Here is a 13,674-nt window from a genome sequence, read left to right as displayed (position 1 = left end):
ACCCGTGTGCATTTCTACGCCGGGGTCTTCGTGGCCCCCTTTCTGCTCCTGGCGGCGCTGACCGGGCTGCTTTACGCGTTCTCGCCGCAGCTCGAGCAGATCGTTCACCGGGACGTCCTGCACGCCGAACGGGTCGCGGGGAACCCGCTCCCGCTCGCCGAGCAGGTCCGCGCCGCCCGCACCGCCCACCCCGAGGGCATGATCAAGACGGTCGTCCCGCCCGACGCGCCGGAGGAGACCACCCGCGTGGTCCTGAACGGCGTCCCCGGCCTGGGCGAACTGCAGCGCACCGTCTACGTCGACCCGTACACGGGGAAGGTCCTCGGCGCCCGGACCACCGAGGGCACCTCCATGCCGGTCACCACATGGCTGGGCGAACTCCACCGCTCGCTGCACCTCGGTGACACGGGCGCCCTGTACGCCGAGGCCGCCGCGAGCTGGCTGTGGGTCATCGCCGTTCTGGGCCTGCTGATGTGGGTCGTCCGCCGCCGCCACTACCGTGGCACCGCCCCCGTCCACCGCGCCCTCTGGCACGACCGCTCCGCCCGCGGCGTCCGCCGCACCCGAGGCCGTCACGGCGCCCTGGGCCTGTGGGCGGCCACCGGCCTCCTCGTCGTCAGCATCACCGGCCTGACCTGGACCGATCACGCCGGCGCCCGCTTCGACCTGCTCCAGGAACGCCTCAACTCCACCCCGCCGAAGCTCGACACGTCCCTGACCGGCGCTCCCGCGGGCGGCGCCCCGGCGGCGGGCCACGGCGGACACGCCCACCACGGCGGAGCCCATTCCAGCGCGCACGACCCCGACCCCGTCCAGATCGACAAGGTCCTGGCCACGGCCCGTACCGCCGGCATCACCGGTCCCGTCGAGATCTCCCCGCCCGCCAGGCCCGGCCACGCCTGGACCGTCGCCGAGACCGACAACACCTGGCCCGTCCGCAAGGACAAGGCCGCCGTGGACCCCGCCGCCCAGCGGGTCACCGACCGGGTCGCCTTCAGCGATCACCCCACGATGGCCAAGCTGACGACCCTGGGCATCCAGTTCCACATGGGCCGCCTCTTCGGCCCGGCCAACCAGCTCTTCATGGCCGCCACCGCGCTCGGCCTCATCGTCCTCGTCTTCTGGGCCTATCGCATGTGGTGGCAGCGCCGCCCCACCCGAGCGGACCGCCGAGCCCCCTTCGGCCGTCCCCCGGCACGGGGAGCCTGGCGTTCCCTCCCCACCTGGACCCTGATCGCCGGCGTCCCCCTGATGCTCGCGGTGGCCTGGGCGGTCCCGGTGCTGGGCGTCACCCTGCTGGCGTTCCTGGTCATCGACGCCCTGGTCGGCGTCCTCCGCCGTCCCCGCACTTCCTGACCCACCCGCAGGCGGCCAGGACGGCCTTGTGGTGCATGATGCGGCCGGTGACCGAGCATCCCGGCCTGCTCAGGCAGCTCCTCAAGGTCGTCCTGGCGTACACCTGGTTCTTCGAGACCGTCGACGACGACGTACTGGACGACGGCACCGCGCTCGAACAGACGGAGTACGCCGCCCACCTCCTGAACCGGCTTCCCGCCCCCGACCGCGACCACCTGCTCGCCGAACTGGCGGCCCTGGCCGCCCAGGACCCCGACCCGGCGAGCCGCGCTTTCACCGAGTCCTTCGCCTTCGCGATGGGCCTGGTGGAGGATCCCCCGCCGTCCCCGGAGTGAGCCCCGGCCGTTCGTCCTCCTCGAGGGCCTGACCTTGCCCAAGGTCAGGCCCTCGACGCCGCCGGCATGGCATACCGGACGAAGACGGAACCGCATCACGCGACCAGAGCGGGGCGCCGGGAACGGATCCGGCGCCACCGCACCTGCCCCCGTGCGGTCGAACGCGCCCGCCGCGACTCCTGTCGCGGCAGGGAACGTGGAGGGCCGCCGGCATCCGCCCTGACGGGCCGGCCACGATCACGCTCTGCTCCGTCGCCCTCCGCGCGGCATGATCGAAGTGCTTCGAAAATTTTCGCAAGATCTGGCTCGAACTTGATCGTTTACAGGGGCTTTCAATGGTCATCTGTGGACTTGATTGACCGGTCAGGGCTATCACCAGCGGAAATGCTTCCTCGGGAGATCCGGAGTTGCGATCGGCTTCCCGATATGTTTCCGAAACTCATTGACAGTCCGGCGGAGGCGTACCCATACTCCGGTCATCGACGGACCCCAACCGCCGTCGATCCGGGTCACCCCCGCGACCCGGTCCTCCGGTCGTCGACCGCACGACAACCGGCCACCCCCGCCGCGTTGTACGACGCCGACGCACGGTGGTCGTCACCGGCCGCCGACAGTTCCGCCGGTTCGTATCACGCTGCCCGGCCTCACGAGGAGGAAGCGCGCAGATGAACGACGCCCCCGCCCGCCCCAAGAGCCGCAGACGCGGCCGCACCAGGCTGCTCGTCGACCGCGCCGGCGCCATGGCCGTGGCGCTGGTCGCGGCCGTGGCGATGCTGCCCGGCACCGCCGCCGCGGCCCCCGTGACCTCCAACCAGACCGGCACCCACGACGGCTACTTCTATTCGTTCTGGACCGATGCTCCCGGAACGGTCTCCATGGAGCTGGGATCCGGCGGCAATTACAGCACCTCATGGCGCAACACCGGGAATTTCGTCGCCGGTAAGGGCTGGAGCACCGGCGGACGCAGGACCGTCACCTACTCGGGCAGCTTCAATCCGTCCGGAAATGCCTATCTGACCCTGTACGGGTGGACCAGAAACCCGCTCGTGGAGTACTACATCGTCGACAACTGGGGCACCTACCGGCCCACCGGAACGTACAAGGGAACGGTCACCAGCGACGGCGGTACGTACGACATCTACGAGACGACGCGCTACAACGCCCCCTCCATCGAGGGCACCAGGACCTTCAAGCAGTACTGGAGCGTCCGGCAGTCCAGGAGAACGGGCGGGACCATAACCTCCGGCAACCACTTCGACGCGTGGGCCCGTCATGGCATGAACCTGGGCAGCCACGATTACATGATCATGGCGACGGAGGGATACCAGAGCAGCGGAAGCTCCAACATCACGGTGGGCGGCTCCTCCAACCCCGGCCCCGGCCCCGGTGGCTGCACCGCGACGCTGTCCGCGGGTCAGCAGTGGAGTGACCGGTACAACCTCAACGTCTCGGTCAGCGGCTCGAGCAACTGGACCGTGACGATGAACGTGCCGTCCCCGGCGAGGATCATCGCCACCTGGAACATCAGCGCCACCTACCCCAACTCCCAGACGCTGGTCGCCCGGCCCAACGGCAACGGCAACAACTGGGGTGTGACGATCCAGCACAACGGCAACTACACCTGGCCGACGGTCTCCTGCAGCGCGGGCTGACCTCCGGAACACCGCACCCGCGGCGCGGCGGCCCACGGCCGCCGCGCCGCACTGCTGTCGGCCGCGACCGGCCTGCGCCATGCCGATGTTGCCGGCGCCCCGGTCACCCGGTCCGACGAGCGCGCCGACCGCAGTGCGCCTCTTCCGGTACTCCGCCCCCGGCGGTGATGGAGTTGACCGATGGCCGGATCGCCGTCGAGCAGCCGCCCGGGACGTCGGCGTGAAGTCGTCCTTTGATCCGGTGACGCTGAACCTCATGCCGTTCGGACGCGTCGGCGCAGGCTGCGGGCGGCGCCGTCCGGACGGGTGATCGTCCGGGACGGCGGCCGCGTTCATGCGCCGGGTGCGGCCGCCCTCCTGGCTTGTTCCCGTTTCGCTGTCATCGGGGCAATTCAGGAGGTGTGTCTCATTCATCCATTGATGAGGATGGATGCCACATGATCGCACCGTCCGCCCTGTTCTCGGGAGGAGCGATGCCCACCGTCCCCGGGCCCGTCCGCAGGCTCGTGCCGGCCCCGCCGCCGGCCGGCGTGCCGTTCGGCCGGCGCGGATTCGCCATGGCGCGGCTGTCGCGGGTGCTGCGGAAGGCGATGCCGGACCCGACCGGTTCGGCGTGCCGCCCCACGACGTCCCGGCCGGTGGCCGACGGCCATGGCTTCGACCGCGCCTGCTCCGGCACGGGCAGGCCGACCTGTGGAACGGCGTGGGGCCGGCTGCCGCGTCCCCCGGTGGATGCGACGTGCTGCGGCGGGAGGCCGACGCGCACCGGCCGGAGCCGGCACGGGGCGTCGTCTTCGTGGTCAGGGCACGCGCGTACGCAGGGTTCGCGCCCGAGCGCGCCGCGGCTCCGGCCGATCTGACGACCGCGCCGGCCGATGCCGCCGTGGCGGCCTCTCCCGGCCCCCTGCGGCTCGCGGGCCGTGGTTCCGCGACGTGCGCGCCCATTTCCCGGCGGCGAACGTTTCCGCCGGCCGACCGGCGGTCCCGCGTGCTTTCGGGATTTCCGCTCCCACCGCGCCCGGCGGTTCGCCGGGCGGTGCGGCCCGTCCGGTAATACGCGCCCGCCCCGGCCCCGTCAATTCCTTAATCATGCTCTTTGTCCAGCAAGAACGAAGTAGTCGCGCCACGGTGCGCCCCGGGTACCTTCGATCGCGTAAGTGATTCCTGCTATCAGGGTCATATTGAATAATGCCCCGACTGTTGATTGGGGAATGCGTTGGCCACCGTGTTGCGGAAATCGGGTCGCCGTGCGCCCACCGCGGTCGGCGTCGGGCGGGTGCCGCGCGCCCCGGTGCGCGGTGGGCTGCGGCACTTCACGAACCCGCGGTCGCCGCACTTCCACCAGGCCCGTGACGGGCGCGCGGCGGTGCCCTCGAGGGCCCCCGCCGGCGGACGGGCCGCCACCGGCCAACCGGAGAGCGGAAAAGAGGTCGTGCCCGCATGAGCAGTACCAGGCTCGCAATAGTCGGAATGGGATGCCGGTACCCGGATGCCGCGTCGCCCCGGGAGCTCTGGGAGAACGCCCTCGCCGGCCGCCGCGCCTTCCGGCGGCTGCCCGACGAGCGGATGCGGCTCGAGGACTACTGGGACGCGGACCCGTCCGCCCCCGACCGGTTCTACGCCAAGAACGCCGCCGTCATCGAGGGCTACCGGTTCGACCGGGTCGCCCATCGCGTCGCCGGGAGCACCTACCGGTCCACCGATCTCACCCACTGGCTGGCGCTCGACGTCGCGGACCGGGCGCTCGCCGACGCGGGATTCCCCAAGGGCGAGGGACTGAACCGCGAACGCACCGGCGTGATCGTGGGCAACACGCTGACCGGGGAGTTCACCCGCGCCAACGTGCTGCGGCTGCGCTGGCCGTACGTGCGGCGGGTCGTCGCCGCGGCGCTCCGCGAGCAGGAGGGCTGGGACGACGACCGGCTGGCCGGATTCCTCGACGACCTGGAGGCCGCCTACAAGCACCCGTTCCCGGCGATCGACGAGGACACCCTCGCCGGCGGCCTGTCCAACACGATCGCGGGCCGGATCTGCAACCACTTCGATCTCAAGGGCGGCGGCTACACCGTCGACGGCGCCTGCTCCTCCTCGCTGCTGTCGGTGGCGACCGCGTGCACGCAACTGCTGGACGGCGCCATCGACATCGCCGTCGCGGGCGGTGTGGACCTGTCGATCGACCCGTTCGAGATCGTGGGCTTCGCCAAGACCGGAGCCCTGGCCAAGGCCGAGATGCGGCTCTACGACCGCCGCTCCAACGGCTTCTGGCCGGGTGAGGGCTGCGGAATGGTCGTCCTGATGCGGGAGGAGGACGCCCGCGCCGAACACCGCCGCATCTACGCGACCATCGCCGGCTGGGGCGTCTCCTCCGACGGCCAGGGGGGCATCACCCGGCCCGAGCTCAGCGGCTACCAGCTGGCGCTGCGGCGGGCCTACGAGCGGGCCGGTTTCGGGATCGAGACGGTGCCGATGTTCGAGGGCCACGGCACGGGCACCCAGGTCGGCGACGCCACCGAGCTGCGGGCCCTGTCCCTGGCCCGCGCCGCCGCCGATCCGCAGGCCGCACCGGCCGCGATCAGCTCGATCAAGGGGATGATCGGGCACACCAAGGCCGCCGCCGGGGTGGCCGGGCTCATCAAGGCCGTCATGGCGGTGCACGAGCAGGTCCTCCCGCCGACCGTCGGCTGCGTGGACCCGCATCCGGTGCTGGAGGAGGACGGGGCGACGCTGCGGGTGCTGCGCAAGGCCGAGCCGTTCCCGGCCGGAGCGCCGGTGCGGGCCGGGGTCACGGCCATGGGCTTCGGCGGCATCAACACCCATGTCGTGGTGGAGGGCGCCGCCCCGCGGCGGCGGGTCCCGATGGACACCCGGACCCGGGCGCTGGCCGCGTCGGTCCAGGACGTGGAACTGCTGCTCGTCGACGCCGACTCGCCGGAACACCTGCGCGCCCGGCTGACCGAGCTGGTCGAGTTCGTTCCCCGGCTGTCCTACGCCCAGCTCGCGGATCTGGCCGCCGCGCTCCAGCGGAGGCTGCGCGACCTGCCGTACCGCGCGGCCGTCGTGGTCTCCTCTCCGGAGGACGCCGAACGCCGGCTGCGGCGGGCGCTGGAGGCCCTGGACGCCGGGGATCCGCGGCTGGTCGATCCCGACGGCCGCGTCTTCCTCGGCCAGGCGAGCGGGCCGGGCCGGATCGGCCTGCTGTTCCCGGGGCAGGGCTCGGGCCGCGGCACCAGCGGCGGCGCGCTCCGCCGCCGCCTCGCCGAGGTGGAGGAGGTCTACCTCAAGGCGGCGCTGCCCACCGGCGGCGACATGGTGGCGACCGCGGTGGCGCAGCCGCGCATCGTCACCGGATCGATGGCCGGTCTGCGCGCCCTGTCCGTCCTCGGCGTGGAGGGGGAGGTCGCGGTCGGGCACAGCCTCGGCGAGCTGTCGGCCCTGCACTGGGCCGGGGCGATGGACGAGGAGACGCTGCTGCGGGTGGCGGGCGTCCGCGGCCGGACGATGACCGAGCACAGCTCCTCGGGCACCATGGCGGGGGTCAACGCGCCGTCGTCCGTGGTGGACGGGCTGATCACCGGGCTGCCCGTGGTGATCGCCGGGTACAACGGGCCCGACCAGACGGTCATCGCGGGCTCGGTGGAGGCGATCGAGGCCGCCGGGCGCAACGCCGAACGGGCGGGCGTGAGCTGGACGCGCCTGGCGGTGTCGCACGCCTTCCACTCCCCGCTGGTGGCCCCGGCGGCCGACGCGTTCGGCGACCGGCTCGCCGACGAGGAGTTCGGCCCGGTCGAGCGGCGGGTGGTCTCCACGGTGACGGGGGAGGTGCTGGCGCCCGACACCGACCTGCCCGCGCTGCTGCGCCGCCAGATCACCGCCCCGGTGCAGTTCGCCCAGGCGGTGGAGCTGGCGGCCAAGGACGCGGACCTGTTCATCGAGGTCGGCCCCGGCCGGGTGCTCAGCCGGCTGGCGACCGCCATCGCGGACGTGCCGGCCGTCGCCCTGGACACCGACGACGAGTCGCTCGGCGGGCTGCTCCGGGTCGCCGGTGCGGCGTACGTGCTCGGCGCCCCGGTACGGCACGAGGCGCTCTTCCACGGCAGGCTGATCCGGCCCCTGGAGATCGGCGCCGAGTTCTCGTTCTTCGCCAGCCCCGCCGAGTCCGCACCGCCGTTGCAGATCCGCGGGGCGGGCCGGAAGGCCGGTGGGCCGGCCGAGACCGGCGAGCCTGGCGAGAAGGGCGAGAACGGCGAGACCGGCGGGCCGGCCGAGCCCACGGACGAGCCGGCGATCGAACTGCTGCGCCGCCTGGTCGCCCAGCGCGTCGAACTGCCGCCGGAGATGGTCACCGACGACAGCCGCCTGCTCGACGACCTGCACATGAGCTCGATCACGGTGGGGCAGGTCATGAACCAGGCGGCGCAGCTGCTGCGGCTGCCGATGGCCCAGGCGCCGACCAACTTCGCCACCGCCACGCTGCGGGAACTGGGCGAGACGCTGGAGACCCTGGCCGAGACCGCCCTGCCCGAGGACACCGGACCCGCGGCGGTCGTGGCCGGTGCCGCCGCATGGTCCCGGCCGTTCCGGGTCGACCTCGACGAGGTGCCGCGACCGCCCAGGACCGCGCCGCGGGAGAACGGGTCGTGGCAGGTGTTCGCCACGGACGGCCACCCGCTGGCCGAGCCGCTGCGCCGGGCCCTGGAACGTGCGAACGTCGGCTCCGGGGTCCTGGTCTGCCTGCCGCCGGACTGCGCCCCGGAACAGGTGAAGCTCGCCCTGGACGGCGCGCAGCGGGCGGTGCGGGGCGAGCCGGGCAGCCGGTTCGTCCTGGTCCAGTACGGCCGGGGCGCGGCCGGTCTGGCCAAGACGCTGCGGCTGGAGGCGCCGCAGGTGCGCACCACCATCGTCAACCTGCCGGAGGGCGCCGAGGACGTCGAGCCGGTCGTGGCCGAGGTGGCGGCGACGAGCGACTTCGCCGAGGTGCACTACGACGCCGACGGCGTCCGGCGGGTGCCGACCCTGCGGGTCATGCCGGTACGGCCGGAACGCAGCCGGCCGCCCCTGGACGAGACCGACGTCCTGCTGGTCACCGGAGGCGGAAAGGGCATCACCGCCGAGTGCGCGCTGGCCGTGGCCGTCAACACGGGCGCCAGGCTGGCGGTGCTGGGACGCTCCGACCCCGCCGAGGACGAGGAACTGGCGGCGAACCTGCGGCGCATGGCCGACGGCGGCGCGACCGTCCACTACGCCCGCGCCGACGTCACCGACCCCGCCCAGGTCGGTGCCGCCGTCGCGGAGCTGTCGAAGGCCCTCGGCCCGGTCACCGCCGTCCTGCACGGCGCCGGGCGCAACGAGCCGGCCGGGATCGCCGGCCTGGACTTCGAGGCGTTCCGGCGCACCTTCGCCCCCAAGATCGACGGCCTGCGCGCCGTGCTCGACGCGGTGCGGCCCGGCTCGCTGAAGCTGCTGGTGACGTTCGGCAGCATCATCGGCCGGTCGGGGCTGCGCGGGGAGGCCCACTACGCCACCGCCAACGAGTGGCTGGCCGACCTGACCCGCGAGGTGGCCGAGCGGCACCCGGGCTGCCGGGCGCTGTGCATGGAGTGGTCGGTGTGGTCCGGGGTCGGCATGGGCGAACGCCTGTCGGTCGTCGAAGGGCTGACCCGGGAGGGCATCACGCCGATCACCCCGGACCAGGGCGTGGAGCTCATGATGCGGCTGGTCACCGACCCCGACGCGCCCGTCGTGGTGGTGATCAGCGGCCGCACCGAGGGCGTCGACACCGTCCGCCGCCCGCGTCCTGAGCTGCCGCTGCTGCGCTTCGTGGACAAGCCGCTGATCCGCTACCACGGCGTCGAGCTGGTCACGGAGGTCGAGCTGAACGCGGGCACCGACCCCTATCTCGGCGACCACCTGCTCGACGGCAACCTGCTGTTCCCGGCGGTCCTCGGGCTGGAGGCGATGGCCCAGGTCGCCACCGCGGCCACCGGCTGGACCGCCGTCCCCGTGATCGAACGGGCGGAGTTCCTGCGGCCCATCGTGGTGCCGCCGGACGGCAGCACCCGGATCCGGATCGCCGCGGTGGTCACCGCCGACGACACGGCCGAGGTGACCATCCGCAGCGAGGAGACCGCCTTCACCGCCGAGCACTTCCGGGCGCGCCTGGTCTTCTCGGGGGCCATCCCGCCCGACGGCCCGCCCTGTCAGGTGGAGGAGGACACGCCCGCGGTGCCGCTGAACCCGGCCGAGGACATGTACGGCTCGCTGCTGTTCCAGCGGGGCCGGTTCCGCCGGCTGCGGCGCTACCACCGCGCCGCCGCCCGCCATGTGGACGCCGATGTGGCGACGACCACGACGGGCGACTGGTTCGCCGGGTTCCTGCCCGGCGGGCTGCTGCTCGGCGACCCCGGCATGCGGGACGCGCTGATGCACGGGAACCAGGTCTGCGTACCCGACGCCACGCTGCTGCCGGTGGGGGTCGACCGGCTGTTCCCCTGCGGCGACGCGGCGGCCGTGACCGGGGAGCAGCCGGGAGAGCTGCGTTACACCGCCATCGAGCGTGCGCGCGACGGCGACACCTATGTCTACGACATCGTGGTGCGCGACCGGACCGGTGCCGTCGTCGAGCGCTGGGAGGGGCTGTGCCTGCGGGCGGTGCGCAAGAGCGACGGCCGCGGCCCGTGGGCCGCCCCCCTGCTCGGCCCCTACATCGAACGGACCGTGGGCGACCTGCTCGGCACGGCGGTGGCGGTCGCCATCGAGCCGCATCACCCTGACGACGCGGAGGACACCGCCGGGCGCCGGGCCCGGACCGCGGTCGCCGCACAGCGTGCTCTCGGCCGCCGGACGGTGATCCGGTACCGCCCCGACGGGCGACCGGAGATCGACGGCGATCGGGCGATCTCCGCCTCCCACGGCCCCGGGGTGACCCTCTGCGTCGCCGCCGACGGGACGGTGGGCTGCGACGTGGAAGGGGTGACCGGGCGATCGGCGGAGGCATGGCGCGGGCTGCTCGGTCGGCACGCCCCGCTGGCCGAGCTGGTCGCCAGGGAGGCGGGCGAGACGGCCGACACCGCCGCCACCAGGGTGTGGACCGCCGTCGAGTGCCTGCGCAAGGCCGGAGTCGCCGTGGACGCCCCGCTCACCCTGACCGCGGAGGAACGGGGCCCCTGGAGGGTCTTCGCCTCGGGCCGCCTCAGGATCGCGACCCTCGCCACGACCCTGAAGGGGCTCCCGGAACCAGTGGTGTTCGCAGTCCTCACCGAAGGGCGGTCATAGGCCATGCAGGGCACGGAGGAGTACTTCGAATACCGGCACGTCGTCGGTTTCGAGGAGACCAACATCGTCGGGAACGTCTACTACGTCAACTACCTGCGCTGGCAGGGACGCTGCCGGGAGATGTTCCTGAAGCAGCGGGCCCCCGAGGTGCTCGCCGAGCTGTGGGCCGACCTCAAGCTGTTCACCCTGAAGGTCGACTGCGAGTTCTTCGCCGAGATCACCGCCTTCGACGAGCTGTCCATCAGGATGCGCCTGGTCGATCTGGCGCAGACGCAGCTCGAGTTCAGCTTCGACTACGTGCGGATCGACCCGGGCGGCGGCGAGCGGCTGGTCGCCCGCGGCCGGCAGCGCGTGGCCTGCATGCGCGGGCCGAACAACGCCACCGTCCCGGCACGGGTGCCCGAGTCGCTGGTCCGGGCCCTGGCCCCGTACGTGCCGAACGGCAGGGCGGAGACGAGGAGCATGGTGTGACCAAGGGCCCGACGCCCGCGCCCGGGGAGGTCGACGCGAAAGTGCTGCGGCGCGCGTTCGGGACGTTCGCGACAGGGGTGACCGTGGTGACCGTCGGCGGACGCAGCCCGCACGGGATGACCGCCAACTCGTTCACCGCGGTCTCGCTGGAGCCGCCGCTCGCGCTGGTCTGCATCGACCGCACGGCGGTCATGCACCGCAAGCTGGACATCGGCTTCTTCGGCGTGTCCGTGCTGGCCGCGAGCCAGGAGCGGGTGGCCCGGCATTTCGCCGATCTGCGCCGCCCGCTCGGCGCCGCCCAGTTCGACGGGATCGCCTGGCGGCCCGGCCGGCTGACCGGCGTCCCGCTGATCAGCGACGCCCTGACCCATCTGGAGTTCGAGCTGTGGCGCGCCTGCGACGGCGGCGACCACACCATCTTCATCGGCCGTCTGCTCTCCCTGGAGCAGTTCGACGATCCTGACGCCCTGCTGTTCTTCCGGGGCCGGTTCCACCGTCTGAAGTCCGATCGGAGCGAGGCGGCGACGTGACCGCACGCGGTTCGTGCGCCGCCGCGCCCGCCGCCTCAAGGGCCGCCCGGACGTCCGCGCACCGCGACCTTCGGCTGGGCCCGCCGCCCGGTTACGGGATGGTGCCGTTTCCGCGGTGATTGCCGATGACGGTGCAGTCCACGCGGAAGTGAACTGTTTCCGGCCTCGGGTGGTGTGCTGATACAGGGCGGGGTTCTCCGCGCGATGGTGGTGATCCGGCCGGGCGAGATAATGGCGGAAAGGCTCGCCCGGCCGGGCTCCGCGTTCATCGGGACATTGCCGCGCCCGGGGAATGAAAAAGCATTCTGGGCCGGACCGGCCGGTCCGACCCAGAATGCTTTCCTGTGCTTCGTCAGCTCGCGGTCTCCGTCAACTGGCTGAATCGCGTGTCCAGGGGCGCCATCAACACCGGGGGATCGGTGATGCGCATCGGCCTGAGTCGCACGTCCGCCGGCTTGGCTATTGTTCCGTTCCGCACCGTGATCGGCCCGTAAACGCCGACGAAGGGCGGCTCTCCGTCGGCCGGCCGGTCCGGCGCGGCCGACAGCGCGAGCAGGCACCAGACGCCCTGGGGCACGTTCCGCAGCACGAACGGCCCGGGGCGTTCCACGATCGTGTAGGCGGCGGGCACGCCCTCGGGAATGTGGCCGGGGAACATCCCGACGAAGATGGGATCGTCGTTGACCAGGGACGACGGCCAGATCCGACCGCGTATGACCGTGGCCGGCCCGGGCATGCCGGGGCGGCGCCCGCAGCGGGGGAGCTGCTGCATGAACCCCCCGCTGCGCCGGAACTCGGTGGGCGCCAGGCCCACGCTGCTCTTGAACCGGGAGCTGAAGGTGCCGACGCTGGAGTAGCCCACCTGGATGCTTATCTCGGTCACGCTCAACGACGTGGCGAGGAGGAGCCGTTTGGCCTCGGCGAGCCGCAGCGCCGAGAGAAAACGCCTGGGTGAAACCCCGGTGATCTCCTGGAACCGCCGGGTGAAGTGGAACTTGCTGAACATCGCCGTGCGGGCCATGTCGTCCACTGTGATCGGCTCACCCAGATTCTCGTGCATCATTCTGATGACTCGCTCCACGGCATCATGCATGATCTCTCCCCATTTACGGATGATGTGAACACGCCAGTCGATGGCCCGCGATCAAGGTGGCGGAGTCAGGCTAGCAGTCGAGTGTGGAAATGTCGCTGTTCAATGATTGGAATTGGTGGCGGCCGTTGAACGTTTATTCGGTGCGCTCGCGGCGTTCGACCTCGTCGGCGATCCGGTTCCAATGGTGTGAACAGCGGTGCACGGGCTTTGCCGCAATGCTCGTGCAATGCGCCGGAAGTGCGCCCGCCGTCCCGGACCGGCCGGTCACGGTGATGTGCGCGTGCGGCGGCCGGAGGGGTTCACGTCCGCCGTCGCGGTTTCGCGGGCGGCGGATCCTGCGCCGGCGCGCTGATGTCCCGTGCCCCTCCCGGCTCGCGGCGGGCGGGGGCGCCGGCGTCAGGGACGACCGCGGCGGCGGTGGCTCGAGCCGGCCGCCGGGCGCGCGGGTGGACGGCATCGGCCGTCGACGCCGGCTCGGGTGTTCGACTGGGGAGATTCCCCGGTTGAATTCCGCCGGAAGGCTTCGACCGCCTTCACCGGGAGAGCGGTCCAAGCCGTGATGACCCGGTCCGGCCCCTCCGGGCGCGCGGCCGCGATCCGCATCGCGGCCGGTCCGCGCCCACCGGGTGAGAGCGGCGGCCCATGCCGCATGTCCAGCCCGGCCGCCCGGAGGGAGGCCTCGTCCCCGCTTCCGCCGAAACGTTCCACATCGGTTCCGTCGCGCCCGTCAGGCATGGCCGCCCGGAGACGGCGCGTGCGACCGGTCACCCGCGTGGTACCGCGATGCGCGAGCATCCGCGGCGAGATCGCTTCCGTTCCGGCAGGCCGTTGAACGCGATTCTCGTTTTCTCCGGAGAGTTGCGGCGATCGGGCGGAGGGAAGTGAACTGATCGGAATCGAGAATGTGTCGATCTGTGGTGCTGGTGGGGGAGGGTCGTCGGAGGTCCCGTCCCTGGTGGTTCCGC

The 13,674-nt window shown here is 72.2% G+C and carries 9 protein-coding genes; 7 read left to right on the top strand and 2 right to left on the bottom strand.

From position 1 onward, the window contains the following. The first annotated feature begins 6 nt into the window (after positions 1-6). The 7 genes from HNR21_RS33275 (at position 7) to HNR21_RS33245 (ending at position 11,616) form a co-directional block, all read left to right on the top strand. Entirely contained in the window at positions 7-1,356 is a 1,350-nt protein-coding gene (locus tag HNR21_RS33275) for a PepSY-associated TM helix domain-containing protein (RefSeq protein WP_220500395.1), read from the top strand. A gap of 47 nt (positions 1,357-1,403) precedes the next feature. Beyond that, positions 1,404-1,691 (top strand): hypothetical protein, encoded by a 288-nt coding sequence (locus HNR21_RS33270; protein ID WP_182708236.1) that lies wholly within the window; start codon positions 1,404-1,406, stop codon positions 1,689-1,691. Between the two features lie 665 nt (positions 1,692-2,356). Next, positions 2,357-3,343, top strand: coding sequence for an endo-1,4-beta-xylanase XynA (xynA, locus tag HNR21_RS33265; protein ID WP_182708235.1), 987 nt, complete (start codon positions 2,357-2,359; stop codon positions 3,341-3,343). A 430-nt stretch (positions 3,344-3,773) separates the two neighbouring features. Next, a complete protein-coding gene (locus HNR21_RS36710; protein WP_376766614.1) occupies positions 3,774-4,397 on the top strand; it encodes a DUF1702 family protein in 624 nt (207 codons plus the stop codon). A gap of 416 nt (positions 4,398-4,813) precedes the next feature. Continuing rightward, the gene (locus HNR21_RS33255; RefSeq protein WP_246442433.1) at positions 4,814-10,615 is read left to right on the top strand and encodes a type I polyketide synthase; all 5,802 of its coding nucleotides are present in this window, start codon (positions 4,814-4,816) and stop codon (positions 10,613-10,615) included. Between the two features lie 3 nt (positions 10,616-10,618). Beyond that, the gene (locus HNR21_RS33250; RefSeq protein ID WP_119728794.1) at positions 10,619-11,086 is read left to right on the top strand and encodes an acyl-CoA thioesterase; all 468 of its coding nucleotides are present in this window, start codon (positions 10,619-10,621) and stop codon (positions 11,084-11,086) included. Then, positions 11,083-11,616 (top strand): flavin reductase family protein, encoded by a 534-nt coding sequence (locus tag HNR21_RS33245; protein WP_119728795.1) that lies wholly within the window; start codon positions 11,083-11,085, stop codon positions 11,614-11,616. The genes HNR21_RS33250 and HNR21_RS33245 overlap by 4 nt, the downstream gene beginning before the upstream one ends. A 352-nt stretch (positions 11,617-11,968) precedes the next feature. Here the strand turns inward: HNR21_RS33245 and HNR21_RS33240 are convergent, their stop codons facing one another. Together HNR21_RS33240 and HNR21_RS36805 are read right to left on the bottom strand one after the other, a co-directional pair. Continuing rightward, on the bottom strand, positions 11,969-12,676 hold the full coding sequence (locus HNR21_RS33240; protein ID WP_281402259.1) for a helix-turn-helix domain-containing protein: 708 nt from the start codon (positions 12,674-12,676) through the stop codon (positions 11,969-11,971). Between the two features lie 166 nt (positions 12,677-12,842). After that, on the bottom strand, positions 12,843-13,166 hold the full coding sequence (locus HNR21_RS36805) for a hypothetical protein (RefSeq protein ID WP_512700799.1): 324 nt from the start codon (positions 13,164-13,166) through the stop codon (positions 12,843-12,845). Between the last annotated feature and the right edge of the window lie 508 nt (positions 13,167-13,674).

This window comes from Thermomonospora cellulosilytica (assembly GCF_014138835.1).
GTDB lineage: Bacteria > Actinomycetota > Actinomycetes > Streptosporangiales > Streptosporangiaceae > Thermomonospora > Thermomonospora amylolytica.
Note: the sequence above shows the minus strand (reverse complement) of the source record. Positions and strands in the feature narration are given on the sequence as shown.

Excerpts from the sequence above, each read along its gene's own strand:
- xynA (WP_182708235.1), top strand. The coding sequence starts at position 2,357 with ATGAACGACGCCCCCGCCCGCCCCAAGAGCCGCAGACGCGGCCGCACC.
- HNR21_RS36710 (WP_376766614.1), top strand. The coding sequence starts at position 3,774 with ATGCCACATGATCGCACCGTCCGCCCTGTTCTCGGGAGGAGCGATGCC.
- HNR21_RS33255 (WP_246442433.1), top strand. The coding sequence starts at position 4,814 with ATGGGATGCCGGTACCCGGATGCCGCGTCGCCCCGGGAGCTCTGGGAG.
- HNR21_RS33250 (WP_119728794.1), top strand. The coding sequence starts at position 10,619 with ATGCAGGGCACGGAGGAGTACTTCGAATACCGGCACGTCGTCGGTTTC.
- HNR21_RS33240 (WP_281402259.1), bottom strand. The coding sequence starts at position 12,676 with ATGCACGAGAATCTGGGTGAGCCGATCACAGTGGACGACATGGCCCGC.
- HNR21_RS36805 (WP_512700799.1), bottom strand. The coding sequence starts at position 13,166 with ATGCCGTCCACCCGCGCGCCCGGCGGCCGGCTCGAGCCACCGCCGCCG.